Source organism: Propioniciclava tarda (genome assembly GCF_900182665.1).
Lineage (GTDB): Bacteria > Actinomycetota > Actinomycetes > Propionibacteriales > Propionibacteriaceae > Propioniciclava > Propioniciclava tarda.
Genome location: NZ_FXTL01000004.1, coordinates 56,353 through 72,181 on the forward strand (window position 1 = coordinate 56,353; position 15,829 = coordinate 72,181).

The following is a 15,829-nucleotide window of genomic DNA, read 5'->3' on the forward strand; positions in this document are numbered from 1 at the left end:
CGCCCCCAGATCACCCGACGGTGAGGCGGGCGGAACACGCCTCGGCGACCTTGGCCTTCTTGCTGACGTAGCTGAAGTCCTTCCCGTCGGCGTTGGAGGGAGGAAGCCCCTGAGAGTCGCCGCTCACCGTGAGCGTCAGCTTGAACCGAACGTGAACGGGGTTGGTCACCCGCGCGACAACCTCGGCGCCCTGGCTCCCAGGACCCTGCACGAGGCGGCACGACGTCACGACCACCGTCGGCATCGTGCCGCAGGAGCCGTCCGTGGGGCTGCCGCTGACGTCACCGTTGGGGCACACGTCGATCGCCGGTTGCGTCCGGGTGGGCACCGGCCTTGTTCCGCACGATCCGTCGAACGCCGAACCGGAGTAGTCGCCTTTGGGGCACGAGTCCGGAGCCGCGGACGTGGGTGCCGGTGCGGTTCCGCAGGACCCGTCATAGGCGTTCCCCGAGAAGTCACCTGCGGGGCAGGCGTCCGGAGCGAGCGTCACCACGGACGGGGTCGGCGACGGCTCGGAGGTGCTGACCTCGTTCGGCGTGAGGGACGTCAGCGACGGGGCTTGGCTCAGCGTCGGCATGGCCCCGATCGTGACGACGGTCGGAACCGCTGACACCTTGGCGGTCGTGGGGGCGCGCCCAACCCCCTGGCTCATCACGAAGATGAGCCCGCTGAGGGCGCCGATGACCGCGACAACCATGCCGACGAGCAGCCCCAATGGCGCGCGTCTACGCGGCCCGCTGCCCGGGCGATCGAGGTCTATCAAGTGCGGTCCTCCAAAAGCACTCAACCTACTGGACGCGTGAGCGTCAACCAATGGTTTCCTGAGAAACTCTTATGATTCGGTTGCGGACGTCACGCGTCGCGGAGACCTCTGCCACGAACGACAAGAACGGCACCGTCCCCGCCAGGGCGATCGCGAGCAGCCGCTGCCACGGCCACTGGACGCGTCGTCCGAGGTTGTAGGCGGCAATCAACAGGATCGGATACAGCCAGCCGTGGGCGATCCCGACATACATCACGACCCAGCCGATGCCGCCCAGATACTTCAGGGGCATACCGACGCAGACCAAGATCACCAGCATGATCCCGACCACCCAGGCCATCACTCGGTAGAACAGCAGCGACTTCCGGATCGAGGGCACCTCGTCGGGCTCGAAATCCGGCTCGGTGTCAGGGAACAGCCCCACGATCAAACTTCCTCTCGGCCCGCCCCGTTGGCGGCATCCCGGACCACGTTAGCCGCTGCGCCCAGCGGCGCCGATTCGGACGCCTCCGCCGCAGCTTCCGCCTCGGCCGCGCGTCGATCGGCCTCGCCCACGGAGTGCGCCAGCTTCAGCCCAAAAACGAGTGCGAACGCCGCGAACAGCCACCACTGCAGCGCATACGAGCCGTTCTGCAGCGACTTTTCGCCCTGCGGCAGCGTGACGGACGCCGCCGCCAGCCCTTGGGCGGCCGCGCCCGCGGCGTCCAAGGTCACAAACCCAGGCGTGACCTGCTGGGGCCAACGCTGAGCCAACAACGGCATCCGGACGCTGCCGAGCTCGCCGGACGCGACCGACCACTCCGCGTCCCCCTCGCCGGGCAGGAACAGCCCGGTCGCGGTCTGGACGCCGGCCGGCGGGGGAGCGGCGGCGACGGCGTCCCGGCTCGACACCGCACCGCGGACGATCGGGACGACCCGGCCGTCGGCCACCTTGAAGGCCGTGAGGACGCGCACCGTGCCGTCCTTGGCGACGACGAGCAGCTGCTGGCCGGGTAGGTACTCGCCGGTGACGGTCACCGGCTTGCCGTAGATGTCGTCGAACGTGCCGTCGGTATGGATGTGGTTCAGCAGCGGCGACGGCGGCTCCGCGGCGCGCGCGGCGATGGCCGCCGCGCCGCTGTCCATCGAGCGCTGCATCTGCCAGACGCCCAGCAGCAGCATGACGCCGGCGACGGCCAAGCCGACGCCGACCCACAGCGCCTGGCGCACCAGGACGCCTCGTCGGGTCAGTCGTGGGCGTGCGGTCACCCGCCTATAGTCCCATTGACGGACTGTCGAACGGAGCGCGATGCGAACGCTGGTCACCCTGGCGCCCTCCGACGTCGCCGCGCTCACCTGCCCCTGGTGTGGGCGTTGCCCGGACGCGGCCCAGCGCGGCCTCGCCGTGGTCCGGGACGGCCGCACCGTCGGCGTCCTCGTCCTCGGGGCCGCGGACGCCGAACGCGACCTCTGCCCGGCGGGGGCGTCCGTGATCGAACGCCTTTGGGTCAGCCCGGACGACGTCGGCGAGCACATCGGCACCCAGCTCGTGCAGCGCGCCTGCGCCCTGCTCGTCGCCGAGGGGGGGCGCTGCCTGATCGCCTACGGCACGCTCGGACGCCCCGACTGCGCCCACCTGCCAGCCGGCTGGCTGGAGCGGGTCGGCTTCAAAGAGCACGTGGGCGGCGTCCAGTGGCGCATCGAGCTGCGCCGAACCGTCCCCGTCGCCGAGTTGCTAGCGGACGCCGTCGCGCGGCTTGGGCAGCTGTTGCGTCCGGGGCAGCGCCCGCAGCCAGCCGGACGCGTCCAGCGAACATCCCCCTGACAAGGCAGAACGCCCGCCGGGGTGCCGGCGGGCGTCCTGTTTCGGCGTTGCTCAGTTGCTGCGCTCGCCCATGGCGACGTAGTTGCGCTCCTTCTCGCCGACGTAGATCTGACGCGGGCGTCCGATCTTGTTCGTCGGGTCGGCCTGCATCTCGCGGTACTGGGCGATCCAGCCGGGGAGGCGTCCGATCGCGAACAGGACCGTGAACATGTCGGTCGGGAAGCCCATCGCGCGGTAGATGAGGCCCGTGTAGAAGTCGACGTTCGGGTACAGCTTGCGCTGGATGAAGTAGTCGTCGTTCAGGGCGGCCTCTTCGAGCTGCAGGGCGATGTCCAGCAGTTTGTCGTTGCCGTCGTGGCCGCGGAGGATGGCGTCGGCGTGCTTCTTGATGATCGCGGCGCGCGGGTCGTAGTTCTTGTAGACCCGGTGGCCGAAGCCCATCAGGCGCTCGTTGCTGTTCTTGTCCTTGACGCGGTTGACGTACTCCTGGACGGAGATGCCGCGGTCGGCGATGTCGTCGAGCATCTCGAGGACGGCCTGGTTGGCGCCGCCGTGCAGCGGGCCGTGCAGGGCGTTGATGCCGGACGCGATGGACTGGTACAGGTTCGTCTGCGCCGAGCCGACCAGGCGCACCGTCGACGTCGAGCAGTTCTGCTCGTGGTCGGCGTGCAGGATCAGCAGGACGTCCAGGGCCTTGGTGACCTCGTCGCTGAACTCGTACGGACGCGTCACCGAGCCGAACGACATGCGCAGGAAGTTCTCGACGTAGCTCAGGGAGTAGTCCGGGAACAGGGTCGGCGAGCCGATCGAGTTCTTGTAGCCGTAGGCGGCCAGCGTGGGCAGCTTGGCCATCAGGCGCTTGGTGGCGGCGTCCAGCTTCTCTTCGGTGAAGCCAATGGTGTCCTCGGAGAACAGGCCGAGGGCGGTGACACCGACGCTGAGGACCGGCATCGGGTGCGAGCGGCGCGGGAAGATGCGGAACATCTCGCGGATGCGCTCGTCAATCACCATGTGGTGGCTGATGTCGTCGTTGAACGTGCTCAGCTGCTCCTGGGTCGGCAGCTCGCCGTAGAGCACCAGGTAGGCGGTCTCGAGGAAGGACGACTTCTCGGCCAGCTGCTCGATGGGGTAGCCGCGGTAGCGGAGGATGCCCGCGTCCCCGTCGATGTAGGTGATGGCCGACTTGCAGACTGCCGTGTTGGCGAAGCCGATGTCGAACGTGGTGTCGCCGGTGGTCGCCATCAGCTTGCTGATGTCGAAGCCGTTGTTGCCCTGGGTCGCCTCTACGAACGGCAGTTCGAGGGACTTATCCCCGTGGCTCATCGTGGCGGGGGTTGTCATAGCTCTCCTCCTCATTGAAGCAGCCCTGCTTACGCTGGTCAGACTACCTGCGGCTGCGGCGCCGGAGCACCCCCGGCGAAGTTCTCCCATCATGGCATCGCGATGTGCCTACGTCGAGATACTTGACCTCAAGATGGAAAGGCTTGTGGACGCCGCGCGTCGCGTCCCCTGGATCGACGATCGGCCCTGAGTGAAGCCTGAGCCCAGGTAGTTGACACTTCAATGAACTGGGCCTAGAGTCGGAGTTGTTGAGACTTCAACCGATTCTTTTCAGGAGGCACTTCATGAGCACCATCCGCGATCTGCAGGGCACCTACGTCCTGGACGCCTCGCACTCGTCCCTGGCCTTCATCGCGCGTCACGCGATGGTGACCAAGGTCCGCGGCAGCTTCAGCGCGTTCACCGGCGAGGCGACCATCAACGGGGCCGAGCCCGCGGCGTCCAGCCTGAAGGTCGTCGTCGACGTTGCGAGCGTCAACACCAACGACGCTGGCCGCGACGGGCACCTGAAGTCCGCCGACTTCTTCGACGTCGAGACCTACCCGACGATCACCTTCGTGGGCACCGGCTTCGACATCGTGGACGACTCCACGGTCGAGGTGACCGGCGACCTCACGATCAAGGACGTCACCCGCTCGGTGGCCATCCCGTTCGAGTTCACCGGCGAGGCCAAGGACCCCTTCGGCAACACCCGCATCGGCTTCGAGGGCCGCGTCGACGTCAGCCGCAAGGACTTCGGCCTCACCTGGAACGCCGTCCTCGAGACCGGCGGCGTCCTCGTGAGCGACAAGATCGTGCTCGAGTTCGACGTCTCCGCGATCAAGCAGGCCTGATCCGCTAGGACTTCGGACGCCGTCGGCGTCCGTTGCCAGACGGCAGACGCCCCCGCAACCTGTGATGGTTGCGGGGGCGTCCTGCTTGCTTCGTGGGCTACTTGGCGTCGCGCTGGGCCGCGGCCTCCTCGAAGGCCTCGGTCGTCTTGGCGATGATCTCGTCGACCTGGGCGTCCGTGATGACGAGCGGGGGAGCGAACCGGATCGTCTTGGTGTGGGTGTCCTTGGCGAGGATGCCCTTGGCCAGCAGGCGGTAGCAGAGCTCGCGGGCGGTGCCGAGCGAGGGCTCGACGTCGAGTCCGAGCCAGAGGCCGGCCTGGCGGACCTCGGTCAGGTAGCCCTTGGCCATCAGCGCGCGGAAGGCGTCGCCGAGCTTCTTGCCCTGGACGCGGGAGGCCTCCTGGAACTCGCCGGTCGCCAGCATGTCGATGACCTCGGAGCCGATCGCGCAGGCCAGCGGGTTGCCGCCGAACGTGGAGCCGTGCTGCCCGGGCTGGAAGACGCCGAGGATGTCGGCGTCCGCCACGACGGCCGACAGCGGCATGATGCCGCCCCCCAGCGCCTTGCCGAGGATGTAGACGTCCGGGACGACGCCCTCGCGGTCGCAGGCGAACGTCTCGCCGGCGCGACCGAGACCGGACTGGATCTCGTCGGCCATCATCAGGACGCCGCGGCGCGCGGTGATCTCGCGGACGGCCTTCAAGAAGCCCTCGGTCGGGATGCCGACGCCGGCCTCGCCCTGGATGGGCTCGATCAGCACGGCGGCGGTGTTCTCGTTGATGGCGGCCTCGACGGCGACGGCGTCCCCATAGGGCACCGAGACGAAGCCGCTGGTGAAGGGCGCGAAGTTGTCGCGGGCGTCCGGGTCATCGCTGAAGGAGATGATCGTGGTCGTGCGGCCGTGGAAGTTGCCGTCCATGACGATGATCTCGGCGCGGCCGTCCGGGATGCCCTTGACCTCGTACGCCCACTTGCGGGCCGTCTTGATGGCGGTCTCGACGGCCTCGGCGCCGGAGTTCATGGGCAGGACCATGTCCTTGTTGCACATCTTCGCGAGGGCCTCGACGAACGGGCCGAAGGGGGCGCTGTAGAAGGCGCGCGACGTCAGCGTCAGCGTGCGCAGCTGCTTCTCGGCGACGGCGAGCAGGCGGGGGTTCTGGTGGCCGAAATTCACCGCGGAGTAGGCCGCAAGGCAGTCGAGGTAGGTGTTGCCGTCGAGGTCGACGACGGTCGCGCCGTCCGCCTCGGCGATCACCACGGGGAGGGGTGAATAGTTGTGAGCGCTGAACGTCTCGACCTGATCGATCGCCTGCTGCTGCCGTGCCGACCGCGCGCTAGCCGCCATGATGGGTGCCCCTTCGTGAATCTGGGTGAGTCCGGGCGATCCTAGCGTCAAACGGTGACGTTGCAAGCAATATTCACTGTCAACAGCGTCGAGAACTGAAAACTTTCCGAATGTCGAGCTTGGCGTTGTAGCTGATCGAGCCCGTCCGGAACAGCCGGACGCCGAGGGCCAGGAAGAGCGCCGCGAACCCGTAGATCAGGACCAGGGTCACGGCCGTCTCCCACGGGTAGAGCGTGCCGGTCGCGTTGCGGACCATCGCCGTCACCGGCGAGGTCAGCGGGAAGAACGTCAGCACCTGCGAGGCCACCCCGTGCGGATCGGCCATCAAGATGCCCATCGCATAGAACGGCAGGAACAGGGCGATGACGATGGTGCCGAACGCGGAGCCAGCGTCTTTGGCCGTCGGCATGATCGCGCCGATCGACACCAGCAGCCCGGTGAACATCAAGAAGGCGCCGAGGAACAACAGGGCGCCGACGGCGATGGCCGGCGGATTGATCGCCGACGCCAGGTCCGCCATGGACGGGAGGGCGTCCGGGGGCAGATCAGCCGAACTCGGCAGGTTGGCGCCCAGGAGCGTCATGATCAGCCCGGGCAGCACCAACATCGGCCCGATCAGGACGAGCGTCTGCACCAAGCCGACCGCCACGAGGGCCAGCAGCTTGCCGAGGATGAGCGTCGTCGGCTGGATCGTCGTCAAGATCATCTCGGTGACGCGGTTCTCCTTCTCTTCCACCGTGATGTTCAGCATCTGATTGCCCAACATGATGATGGCTAGGTAGAACAGCACCAGGAACGCCCCCGGCAGGATGACCGACGCCACGCCCGGCGCGACCCTGCCGTCCGCGTACGTCAGCTCGTGGACGCGCGGCGTGCCGGTCAGGACGCCGGCCAGCTTGGCGTCCGAGACCTTCTCCTTCGCCGAAGCCAGCAGGACGGAGCGGGCGATCCCGGCGTAGTCCGTCGGTTGCGCGATGCCCTTGTCGCGCCCGGCAACTTCGATCGTCTGCTTGGTCGGATCGGCCGGATACGCGATGAACAGGTCGGCCTTGCCCGCGACCACGGCGGCGCGGGCGGCGTCGGCGTCCGAGGTCGGAGTTCCGCCACTCTTGGCAGCGATGGTCGGGTCGATGAGCCCGGACGCGTCCGTGTAGGTGAAGGGGACCTGCTGACGCTGGGAGGCGTCCACGCTCTTCATCGCCGAGCCGTTACTGAAGATGACCAGGGCGCTGATCGCCAGCATCAGCGCCGGCACGGCCAGGGTCATCGCCCAGAACGAGCGGCGCTTGAGCGTGCGGCGGACCTCGAACGCGATGACGGTGCCGAGGTTGTGCCAGGCGCCCGGACGGCGTGTGGTATCAGCCATGTCAGGCCTCCTTCGCGGCGTCCGCGCCGTAGATGCGCAGGAACACCTCTTCCATGCTGGCGAGCCCAGCCTCGAACGAGCGGACGGTCACGCCGGCGTCCAGCAGCTGCCGCAGGACGACTTGCGCGTCGGCGTCCGATGTCAGGGACAACTCGGCGTAGTTCTTCTCGTTGGTCTCGATGACGTACGCGCTCGAGGTCGGCAGGACGCCGGCATAGGTGAGCCGGATCATGCGCCCGCCGTAGTGCTCCTGGACCTCCGTGACTGTGCCGTACGCCTCGGCGCGGCCGTCCTTGAGCAGCAGGACGCGGTCGCAGAGGCGCTCGACCTCCTCCATCTGGTGGGTGACCATGACGACGGTCGCGCCGGCGCGCTGGTGGTCTTCGATGATGTCGAGCAGCAGTCGGCGGTTCACGGGGTCGAAGCCCTTCGTGGGCTCGTCCAGGATCAGAATCTCCGGGTTCGCCATCACGGTGACGCCCAGCTGCACCTTCTGCTGCTGGCCGCCCGACAGCTTGTCGAGGCGCGTCCGGGCGTGGGAGGCCAGGTCGACACGCTCGAGAAAGTGCAACGACCAGGCGGACGCCTGCGCGCGGGGGAGTCCTTTGAGTTGGCCGAAGTAGGTCATCACGTCGATGACCGTCTCCTTCTTGTAGAGGCCGCGCTCTTCTGGGAGGTAGGACAGGCCTCCGTGGACGGCCGGGTCGTAGGGGCGTCCCTGGACGAGGAGGCGTCCGGCCGTCGGGGTGTAGATGCCGAGCAGCGCGCGGATCGTCGTCGTCTTGCCCGAGCCGTTCGAGCCGAGCAGGCCGAACGTCTCGCCTGGGCGAACGTCGAACGTGAGGCCGTCGATGACCGTCTTGTCGCCGAAGGTCATCGTGAAGTCGTCGACCTCGATCACCGGGGTGGGTTGCATGGGTCATGCCTATCAGGCGTGGCAGACAGTTCCCGAGCGACCCAGGGCGAGGCGCTGTTAGCCGATGGTCGAATCGGGTGTCGTGGGCGGTGGTGGAGAGCCGACCACCCGTGCCGAACGCCTCAAACCCAAATCTCGTCACTCTCACGGTGTCGCCGGTGGCCGACGTGCGCGATTCTGTCGGTTGAGAGGGACAGAATCCGGGTAGAGAGCAGGAGGCGTTCATGAGAGCAGCGGTGGCGGTAGCCCAGTCGGCGACGGATCCGATCGCGGGGCTGGTGGTCCAGGACGTGCCCGAGCCCGAGGTGCCCGAGGGCTGGGTGAAGGTGCGGGTCCGGGCGGCGTCACTCAACCCGCACGACCTGTGGACGCTGCGCGGGGTCGGGCATCCGGCTGAGCGCATCCCGATGATCCTGGGCTGCGATGGGGTCGGTGAACTGGACGGGCGACGGGTGCTGCTGCACGGCGTGATCGGTGATCCGGACGCCGGCGGCGGCGACGAGACCCTGGACCCGCGGCGCGAGATCCTGTCGGAGATCCACCCCGGGACGTTCGCGGAGTACATCGCCGTGCCTCGGCGCAATGTCGTTGACCTGCCCGACGGGCTGTCGTTCGACGAGGCCGCCTGCCTGCCCGTGGCGTGGGGCACGGCCTACCGGATGCTGACGACGCGGGCCGGAGTGAGCGCGGGCCAGGCGGTGCTGGTGCAGGGGGCGTCCGGGGGAGTGTCGGCGGCGTCCATCTGGATCGCGAAGGCGCTCGGGGCTCGGGTGTACGCCACGGCGCGGACGCCCGAGAAGCGCGCCTACGCGCTGGCGATGGGCGCCGATGCGGCGTTCGAGACGGGGGCCCGGCTGCCCGAACGAGTCGACGTCGTGGTCGACACGGTGGGCGAGGCGACGTGGTCGCACTCGCTGCGGGCGCTGCGTCCGGGTGGGACGGTCGTGCTGTGCGGCGCGACCACCGGCGGCTCGCCGGACCCCGAGTTGCAGCGGGTCTTCTACCTGCAGCTCAAGATCGTCGGGTCGACCATGTGCACCCTCGACGAGCTCAAGGGGTTGCTGGCGTTGATCGACGAGAAGGGTCCCCTGCCGGAGGAGCTCATTGATCGCGTCGTGCCGCTGGAGGAAATTCGCGACGGTTTCGAAGCGCTCGCGTCCGGTGAGCACCTGGGCAAGATCGTGGTGCGCCTGCCGCTCGCGTCCGAGATGGACGCCGTCGCGGGGTTCGCTGCGGCTAGAGCTGGGACGTCTCTGGCAGGCTAGATCGCGGAAGCTCGGGCGGAAGGGCGGCGCTGAGTCTCAGGCGGGGGGTGCGCCCGCCGTGACGTTCAGCGAGTGGAACGCGGTACAGCCCTTCACCGCGCCGCTGGCGGATGAGGTCATCAAGGCCGGCTAACGGCTCAGGGCGTGCGCCTACTTAAGGCCTGACTGCGTAACGCCCTGGACGAGCCAGCGTTGCAGGAACACGAACACCACCAGGGCCGGCGCGATGGCGATCAGGGCCCCCATGAACATCTCGGGATACCGAATCCCCTGCGAGGTCATGTATTGGCTCAACGCCACCTGAACCGTCCGCATGCCGGGGTCCTGCGCGATGAGCAACGGCCAGAGGAAGGCGTTCCACGTCCCGATGAACGTGATCGTGCCAACGGCCGCCACCATGCCCATGCTGTTCGGGACGACGATCCGCCAAAACGCCCGCCACGGACCAGCCCCGTCGATCGCCGCCGCCTCTTCCAGTTCGCGCGGGAAGTCGACGAACGACGACCTAAACAGGTAGGCCGCGAACGCCGAGAACAGCCCCGGGATGATCAGGCCCCGGAACGTCGAGATCCACCCGAGCGTGCTGACCATCACGAACATGGGCACGAACGTCACGGTCGTGGGCACCATGAGCGTGAACACCGTCAGCCCTGTCGCCCACCGCGCGGCCCGGGTCGTCCAGCGCGCCAGCCCGTAGCCGGCCATCATCGCGATCACGACGGTGCCGACGGTCTGCAGCACCGCCACGACTGCGGACGTGCCAAGCGCCGCCAGGACGCCGATGCCCGGGTCCGCCAGGACGCGCGCCACGTTGTCGACCCCGAACGCGTTCGGCAGCCAGTTCCAGGACGCCGCCGTGATCCAGGACTGCGTCGAGAACGCATTGCGCGCGATCACGTAGAAGGGCATCAAGAACGCCACGGCCAGCACCGTCAACGTCAGATAGCGCAACCACAGACCCAGGCCGCGGGTGCGGCGTCCGGACGAACCCGACAGCCGGACGCCGCGGGCGCCGGCCTGCTGGGCGGTCACTTGTCGGCCCCGATCGAGAGGATCCGGCTCTGGACCAGGCTGAACACCAAGATCACCATCGTCAGGATCATGGTGCCGGCGCTGCCGATGCCGAGGTCCTGGGAGCCTTCGCCGAACGAGATGAGGTAGACGTAAACCAGCGGCGGACGCGCGTACGGCGGGTAGCCGCGGACCGTGTTGAGCGTGTTGTAGAACTCGTCGAACGCCTGGAACGCGTTGATCAGCAGCAGCATCGCCACCGCGATCGAGGTGGCCCGCAGCAGCGGCAGCGTGATGGAGCGGAACACGTTGAAGCCGCGCGCACCGTCGATCGCGGCGGCCTCGTAGACCTGCGGGTCGATCGCGTTCAGCCCGGCGATGAACAGCACCATGTAGAACCCGACCTGCAGCCACAGCCGCAGGCTGACCAGCACGACCCAGTACCAGTAGTTGGAGCCGCCCTCGAGCCAGTTGACTGGGTCGAGGCCGAGCCCGCGCAGGCCCGTGTTGAACATGCCGAAGCGCGCGCCGTTGAAGAACGACATCCGCCACACCATGGACGCCACCACGTACGAGCACGCCGTCGGCAGGAAGAACGCCGACCGGAAGAACGCCTGCATGACCGGGATCTTGTGCAGCAGCAACGCCAGCCCCAGCGAACATGCGAACGTCAACGGCACGATGACAAGGGCGAACACGATGAACGTGCCCATCGAGTTCAAGAACAGCTGATCACTCAGCAGGTAGGCGTAGTTGCCCAAGCCGACGAACTTCGTCGGGGTGACCGTGTTGCGGGCGTCGAAGAACGACAGGTACAGGCTCCACGCGATCGGGATGTAGACGAACACCATCAGGCCCGCCAGGAACGGCGTCACGAAGGCCCAGAACCAGCGGTTTCGGCTGCGCGCGAGGGCGTTCCCGGGACGCGTCGGGGTCCGCCTGAGGCGTCCGGACGCCGTTGGCGCGGCCTGCGCTGTGGTCATGGGCGGTCCTGTCGAGCGAACGGGAAGTGGTGGGCAAAGGATCGTTGCCCGGAATCGGTCAGCGCAATGAGTTGTGCGCTGGGCGAATGGTGGGGGTCAGCGCAACGAACTGGTCGCCAGGGTGTTCTTGACATTGCGCTGACGGTCACAACAGCGGTCGAGACAATGCGCTGACGAGTCGGACTGAACCAGCGCCCGGACTTAGCCAAGAACCCTGGACTTGGTGGCGGGTTTGGTACCGGAGTACGAGTACCAAACCCGCCCACTGTTTCGTCCGATCAGCCGGTGACGCGCTTGAGCTCGGCGGCGACCTTGTCGGCGGCGGCGGTGAACTCGGTCTGCGCGTCCTTGCCGCTCTTGACCACGTTCGACAAGGCCGTCGAGTAGGCGGTGCCGGACGCCGGCGTCCACAGGATGTCGTCGATGTGGCCGAAGTCCGTGACGAACTTGGCGGCGTCCGCGCCGGCGCCGGACGCGACCTTGGACGCCTGCGCGAACAGCTTCGGCTTCGCCGGGATGTGCGTCCCGAACGCATTGCTGAACTCGATCTGCTTGGCGTCGTCGTCCACCCAGATGGCCTTGACGTAGGCCTTGGCGGCGTCCACGTCCTTGGCCTTGGCCGAGACGCAGGCGCTGTAGGCGCCGAACGGGACGACCTGGCGTCCGCCGGAGCCGATCGCCGGGAACGGGATGACCCCGAAATCGTCCTGATGGGCGGCCTGGACCTTCGTCATGTCCCAGAGGCCGGCCCACTGCATCGCGGTCTCGCCGTTGATGAACGGGGTGGCGTCGTACCAGTCGGTCGAGGCGGACTTGAGCATGCCGGGGGCGTCGAAGAGCGTCTTGAACTTGGCGACGGCGTCGTAGAGGGCGCCCGTGTTGAAGCCGGCGGACTTGCCGTCGGCCGAGATCTGCTCGAGGCCGGCCGCCCAGATGATGAAGGAGCCGAGGACGCCGAGGCCGCCGTCGTTGCCGGCGAAGAAGCCGCCCATGTCCTTGGTCTTGAGGGCGTTCGCGGCCGCGATGAGCTCGTCGATCGTCTTCGGGGGTTGCAGGCCGGCCTTGGTCAGCAGCGACTTGCGGTAGTAGAGCAGGTGCATGTCGACGGTCTGCGGGACGGCCCAGATCTTGTCCTGGAAGGTGAGGCGCTTCATGACCGTGGGCGTGAAGTCGGCCTTTGCGGCGCCGACGATGTCGGTGACGTCGACGACCTGCTTGGCCTGGATCATGTCCAGTGACGGTCCGGTGCCCCACTCGAAGACGTCGGGTCCGCTGGAGGTGAGGAGCGCCGCGGCTGCCGTCTTCTCGTAGTCGGCGGCGACCCAGTTCACGCTGACCTTGGCCTTGGTGTACTCGGCGGCCCACTTCTTGAGGGCCTGCTCGACGCCGTCTTCGCCGTACTTGTGGTACCAGACGGAGACGCTCGGCAGCGCGGCAGCGGCCGAACTCGCAGCCGGGGCGGCGGTGTCGGTGCGTCCGGTGTTGGACCCGCACGCGGCGAGTCCGGCGGTGGCGGCGATGCCGCCCGACAGGGTGAAGAGGTGACGACGAGAGAGGCTCATGCGCCGAAGCGTAGTTGAAATTTCTTTGATATCGACACCGGGTTTCCGCGGAGTCGGTGGGTCGACCGGATCAGCGGGCTTCGACAGAAGCTCAGCCAACGGACGCCGCAGCCGACGGAGCGTTACACCTGACGAAGGGCTAGGCCGGTTGGTGGGTCCCTGGAGCGCCCGGGTCAGCCGGCTTCGACAAGCTCAGCCAACGGAGAGCTTTGCGCCGATGGGTTGCCGGTACGTGGGGCTCGCGGCGGACCGGCGCGTGGGCGTCCGGACTGTGAAAACGGACGAACCTTTAGGATGGCGACGCCACTCCACCGCGCGCCGCGCTAGATCAAAGGTGTTTCCATGTCGCTGTTCACTGACGTCACCGCTGCCCCGGCCGACCCGATTCTGGGGCTGACCGAGAAGTTCAACGCCGACACGGATCCGCGCAAGGTGAACCTCGGCGTCGGCGTCTACCAGGACGAGACGGGCAAGCTGCCGCTGCTGGCGGCCGTTCGGGCCGCCGAAGAGCGCCTCGCCGCCGAGCCCAAGCCACGCGGTTACCTGCCGATCGACGGCATGAAGCTCTACGACGACGACGTCAAGGCGCTGGTGTTCGGCGAGGGCTCGGACGCCGTCACCTCCGGACGCACCATCACGATCCAAGCCCTCGGTGGCACGGGCGCGCTGAAGATCGGCGCCGACTTCCTCAAGTTCCTCAACCCGGACGCCCGCGTCCTGATCTCGACGCCGTCGTGGGAGAACCACCGCGCGCTGTTCACCCGCGCCGGCATCGAGGTGGGGGAGTACCGCTACTACGACCCGGCGCGCCGCGGCATCGACGTCGACGGCATGCTCGCGGACCTGCGCGCGGCGGCGTCCGGCACGATCGTCCTGTTGCACGCCTGCTGCCATAACCCGACCGGTTACGACCTGACCCCCGCGCAGTGGGACGAGGTCATCGCCGTCGTGAAGGCCGGCGGGCTCGTGCCGTTCCTCGACATGGCCTACCAGGGCTTCGCCAAGAGCCTCGAGGAGGACGGCGCGGTCGTCCGCAAGTTCGTGGACGCCGGACTGTCGTTCTTCTGCTCGACGTCGTTTTCGAAGTCGTTCTCGCTGTACGGCGAGCGCGTCGGCGCGCTGTCGATCGTCTGCGCGGACGCCGACGAGGCCAAGCGCGTCCTGTCGCAGGTGAAGATCGTGGTCCGGACGAATTACTCCAACCCGCCCACCCACGGCGCCGCGCTCGTCGAGACCGTCCTGAAGGACGCCGACCTGCGGGCCCTGTGGGTCGACGAGCTGGCCGCCATGCGCGACCGGATCAAGGAGATGCGCCAGGCGCTGGTCGCTGGGCTCGAGGCCGAGGGGGTCACGGACTTCGGCTTCATCGCCGAGCAGGTCGGCATGTTCAGCTACTCGGGCCTCACCAAGGACCAGATGATCAAGCTCCGCGAGGAGCATCACGTCTACGGCACGGACGCCGGCCGCATCTGCGTCGCCGCCCTCAACGCGGGCAACGTCGAGTACGTCTCCAAGGCGATCGCGGCGGTTCTGTAGTCGCGGGGCAAGTCCATCGCTCCCACGGGTGACGTTGTCGGGGTAGACGCCAACAAAGTCACCTGTGGAAGCACACCGGCGGCTCAGCCAGCGCTGCGCGCGTAGCCGTTCGGGTTCGCGGACTGCCAGCGGTGCGTGTCGGCGCACATCTCGTCGATGCCCTTGACGGCTGTCCAGCCCAGCTCGCGCTGGGCCTTCGCCGGGTCGGCGTAGTTCACCGCCACGTCACCCGGACGCCTCGGCGCGATGCGATAGGGAATCGCGATCCCGGACGCCGCCTCGTACGCCGCGACCAGCTCCAGGACGGACGTGCCGCGTCCGGTGCCGAGGTTCCAGACGTGGAAGCCGGGGCGTCCGCTGAGGTACTCGAGCGCCGCCAGGTGCCCGGCGGCTAGGTCGACGACGTGCACGTAATCGCGCACTCCGGTGCCGTCCACCGTGTCGTAGTCGTTGCCGAAGACGACCAACTCCGGACGCCGCCCCGCGGCCACCTGCGCGATGAACGGCACCAGGTTGTTGGGGATGCCCTGGGGGTCCTCGCCGATCCGACCGGACGCGTCCGCCCCGATGGGGTTGAAGTACCGCAGGACGCCGACCGCCAACTCATCGTCGGCGGCCGCGGCGTCCGACAAGATCTGCTCGATCATGTGCTTGGTGCGCCCGTACGGGTTGGTGGCGCCGGTGGGCGAGTCCTCGGTGAACGGCGGCTCGGACGCGCCGTAGACGGTCGCCGACGAGCTGAACACGATCCGCTTGCAGCCGAACTCGGCCATCGTCTCGAGCAGCGTCACCGTCGCCGCGACGTTCTCGCGGTAGTAGAGCAGCGGCAGCTGGGTCGACTCGCCGACGGCCTTGCGTCCGGCGAAGTGGATGACGGCGTCCGGACGGTGCTCGGCGAAAACGGACGCCAGCCGCGCGGCGTCCCCGATGTTGGCCTCGATGAAGACGGGCTCGCGTCCGGCCAACTCGCCGACGCGGACGACGGCCTCGCGCGACGAGTTCGACAGGTCGTCCACGATGACGACGTCGTGCCCGGACCGCAGGAGCGCCAACGTGGTGTGGGAGCCGATGTAGCCCGCTCCGCCGGTGACCAGAAGCTTCATG

The 15,829-nt window shown here is 67.9% G+C and carries 14 protein-coding genes and 1 pseudogene; 4 read left to right on the forward strand and 11 right to left on the reverse strand.

The window, feature by feature from the left end; all coding sequences use genetic code 11:
* Positions 1–10: 10 nt before the first annotated feature.
* The 3 genes and pseudogenes from FN821_RS04965 to FN821_RS04975 all read right to left on the reverse strand — a co-directional run bounded on the left by FN821_RS04965 (position 11) and on the right by FN821_RS04975 (position 2,011).
* Positions 11–715, reverse strand: coding sequence for a hypothetical protein (locus tag FN821_RS04965; protein WP_131171445.1), 705 nt, complete (start codon positions 713–715; stop codon positions 11–13).
* A 91-nt stretch (positions 716–806) separates the two neighbouring features.
* Positions 807–1,172, reverse strand: a pseudogene (locus tag FN821_RS04970) (DUF3817 domain-containing protein); the annotation flags it as partial.
* A 17-nt stretch (positions 1,173–1,189) separates the two neighbouring features.
* Positions 1,190–2,011 carry an SURF1 family protein gene (locus FN821_RS04975; RefSeq protein ID WP_131171446.1) on the reverse strand — a complete coding sequence of 274 codons (822 nt, stop codon included), beginning with the start codon at positions 2,009–2,011 and terminating at the stop codon, positions 1,190–1,192.
* 40 nt (positions 2,012–2,051) lie between these two features.
* Between FN821_RS04975 and FN821_RS14190 the strand changes: the two genes are divergently transcribed.
* A complete protein-coding gene (locus FN821_RS14190; RefSeq protein WP_165489248.1) occupies positions 2,052–2,567 on the forward strand; it encodes a GNAT family N-acetyltransferase in 516 nt (171 codons plus the stop codon).
* Positions 2,568–2,618: 51 nt separating this feature from the next.
* Here the strand turns inward: FN821_RS14190 and FN821_RS04985 are convergent, their stop codons facing one another.
* Positions 2,619–3,908, reverse strand: coding sequence for a citrate synthase (locus FN821_RS04985; protein WP_131171447.1), 1,290 nt, complete (start codon positions 3,906–3,908; stop codon positions 2,619–2,621).
* A gap of 284 nt (positions 3,909–4,192) precedes the next feature.
* Between FN821_RS04985 and FN821_RS04990 the strand changes: the two genes are divergently transcribed.
* Positions 4,193–4,741, forward strand: a complete 549-nt coding sequence (locus FN821_RS04990; protein ID WP_131171448.1) for a YceI family protein — start codon at positions 4,193–4,195, stop codon at positions 4,739–4,741.
* A gap of 97 nt (positions 4,742–4,838) precedes the next feature.
* Here the strand turns inward: FN821_RS04990 and rocD are convergent, their stop codons facing one another.
* From rocD to FN821_RS05005, 3 genes are all read right to left on the reverse strand, one after another.
* Positions 4,839–6,086 (reverse strand): ornithine--oxo-acid transaminase, encoded by a 1,248-nt coding sequence (gene rocD, locus FN821_RS04995; RefSeq protein ID WP_131171449.1) that lies wholly within the window; start codon positions 6,084–6,086, stop codon positions 4,839–4,841.
* 79 nt (positions 6,087–6,165) lie between these two features.
* Positions 6,166–7,452, reverse strand: a complete 1,287-nt coding sequence (locus FN821_RS05000) for an ABC transporter permease (RefSeq protein WP_131171450.1) — start codon at positions 7,450–7,452, stop codon at positions 6,166–6,168.
* 1 nt (position 7,453) lies between these two features.
* On the reverse strand, positions 7,454–8,368 hold the full coding sequence (locus tag FN821_RS05005) for an ABC transporter ATP-binding protein (protein WP_206661998.1): 915 nt from the start codon (positions 8,366–8,368) through the stop codon (positions 7,454–7,456).
* A 224-nt stretch (positions 8,369–8,592) separates the two neighbouring features.
* Between FN821_RS05005 and FN821_RS05010 the strand changes: the two genes are divergently transcribed.
* The gene (locus FN821_RS05010) at positions 8,593–9,633 is read left to right on the forward strand and encodes a zinc-binding dehydrogenase (protein ID WP_131171451.1); all 1,041 of its coding nucleotides are present in this window, start codon (positions 8,593–8,595) and stop codon (positions 9,631–9,633) included.
* A gap of 150 nt (positions 9,634–9,783) precedes the next feature.
* On the opposite strand, the gene FN821_RS05015 is transcribed toward FN821_RS05010, so the two are convergent.
* From FN821_RS05015 to FN821_RS05025, 3 genes are all read right to left on the reverse strand, one after another.
* Positions 9,784–10,665 (reverse strand): carbohydrate ABC transporter permease, encoded by an 882-nt coding sequence (locus FN821_RS05015; protein WP_338324571.1) that lies wholly within the window; start codon positions 10,663–10,665, stop codon positions 9,784–9,786.
* The gene (locus tag FN821_RS05020; RefSeq protein ID WP_131171452.1) at positions 10,662–11,627 is read right to left on the reverse strand and encodes a carbohydrate ABC transporter permease; all 966 of its coding nucleotides are present in this window, start codon (positions 11,625–11,627) and stop codon (positions 10,662–10,664) included. Before FN821_RS05020 ends, FN821_RS05015 begins: the two co-directional genes overlap by 4 nt.
* 278 nt (positions 11,628–11,905) lie before the next feature.
* A complete protein-coding gene (locus FN821_RS05025; protein ID WP_131171453.1) occupies positions 11,906–13,189 on the reverse strand; it encodes an ABC transporter substrate-binding protein in 1,284 nt (427 codons plus the stop codon).
* 342 nt (positions 13,190–13,531) lie between these two features.
* On the opposite strand from FN821_RS05025, the gene FN821_RS05030 reads away from it, so the two are divergent.
* Positions 13,532–14,725 carry an amino acid aminotransferase gene (locus FN821_RS05030; protein WP_131171454.1) on the forward strand — a complete coding sequence of 398 codons (1,194 nt, stop codon included), beginning with the start codon at positions 13,532–13,534 and terminating at the stop codon, positions 14,723–14,725.
* 83 nt (positions 14,726–14,808) lie between these two features.
* On the opposite strand, the gene galE is transcribed toward FN821_RS05030, so the two are convergent.
* Positions 14,809–15,828, reverse strand: coding sequence for a UDP-glucose 4-epimerase GalE (gene galE / locus FN821_RS05035; RefSeq protein ID WP_131171455.1), 1,020 nt, complete (start codon positions 15,826–15,828; stop codon positions 14,809–14,811).
* Between the last annotated feature and the right edge of the window lies 1 nt (position 15,829).

Excerpts from the sequence above, each read along its gene's own strand:
- FN821_RS14190 (WP_165489248.1), top strand. The coding sequence starts at position 2,052 with ATGCGAACGCTGGTCACCCTGGCGCCCTCCGACGTCGCCGCGCTCACC.
- FN821_RS04985 (WP_131171447.1), bottom strand. The coding sequence starts at position 3,908 with ATGACAACCCCCGCCACGATGAGCCACGGGGATAAGTCCCTCGAACTG.
- FN821_RS04990 (WP_131171448.1), top strand. The coding sequence starts at position 4,193 with ATGAGCACCATCCGCGATCTGCAGGGCACCTACGTCCTGGACGCCTCG.
- rocD (WP_131171449.1), bottom strand. The coding sequence starts at position 6,086 with ATGGCGGCTAGCGCGCGGTCGGCACGGCAGCAGCAGGCGATCGATCAG.
- FN821_RS05000 (WP_131171450.1), bottom strand. The coding sequence starts at position 7,452 with ATGGCTGATACCACACGCCGTCCGGGCGCCTGGCACAACCTCGGCACC.
- FN821_RS05005 (WP_206661998.1), bottom strand. The coding sequence starts at position 8,368 with ATGCAACCCACCCCGGTGATCGAGGTCGACGACTTCACGATGACCTTC.
- FN821_RS05010 (WP_131171451.1), top strand. The coding sequence starts at position 8,593 with ATGAGAGCAGCGGTGGCGGTAGCCCAGTCGGCGACGGATCCGATCGCG.
- FN821_RS05020 (WP_131171452.1), bottom strand. The coding sequence starts at position 11,627 with ATGACCACAGCGCAGGCCGCGCCAACGGCGTCCGGACGCCTCAGGCGG.
- FN821_RS05025 (WP_131171453.1), bottom strand. The coding sequence starts at position 13,189 with ATGAGCCTCTCTCGTCGTCACCTCTTCACCCTGTCGGGCGGCATCGCC.
- FN821_RS05030 (WP_131171454.1), top strand. The coding sequence starts at position 13,532 with ATGTCGCTGTTCACTGACGTCACCGCTGCCCCGGCCGACCCGATTCTG.
- galE (WP_131171455.1), bottom strand. The coding sequence starts at position 15,828 with ATGAAGCTTCTGGTCACCGGCGGAGCGGGCTACATCGGCTCCCACACC.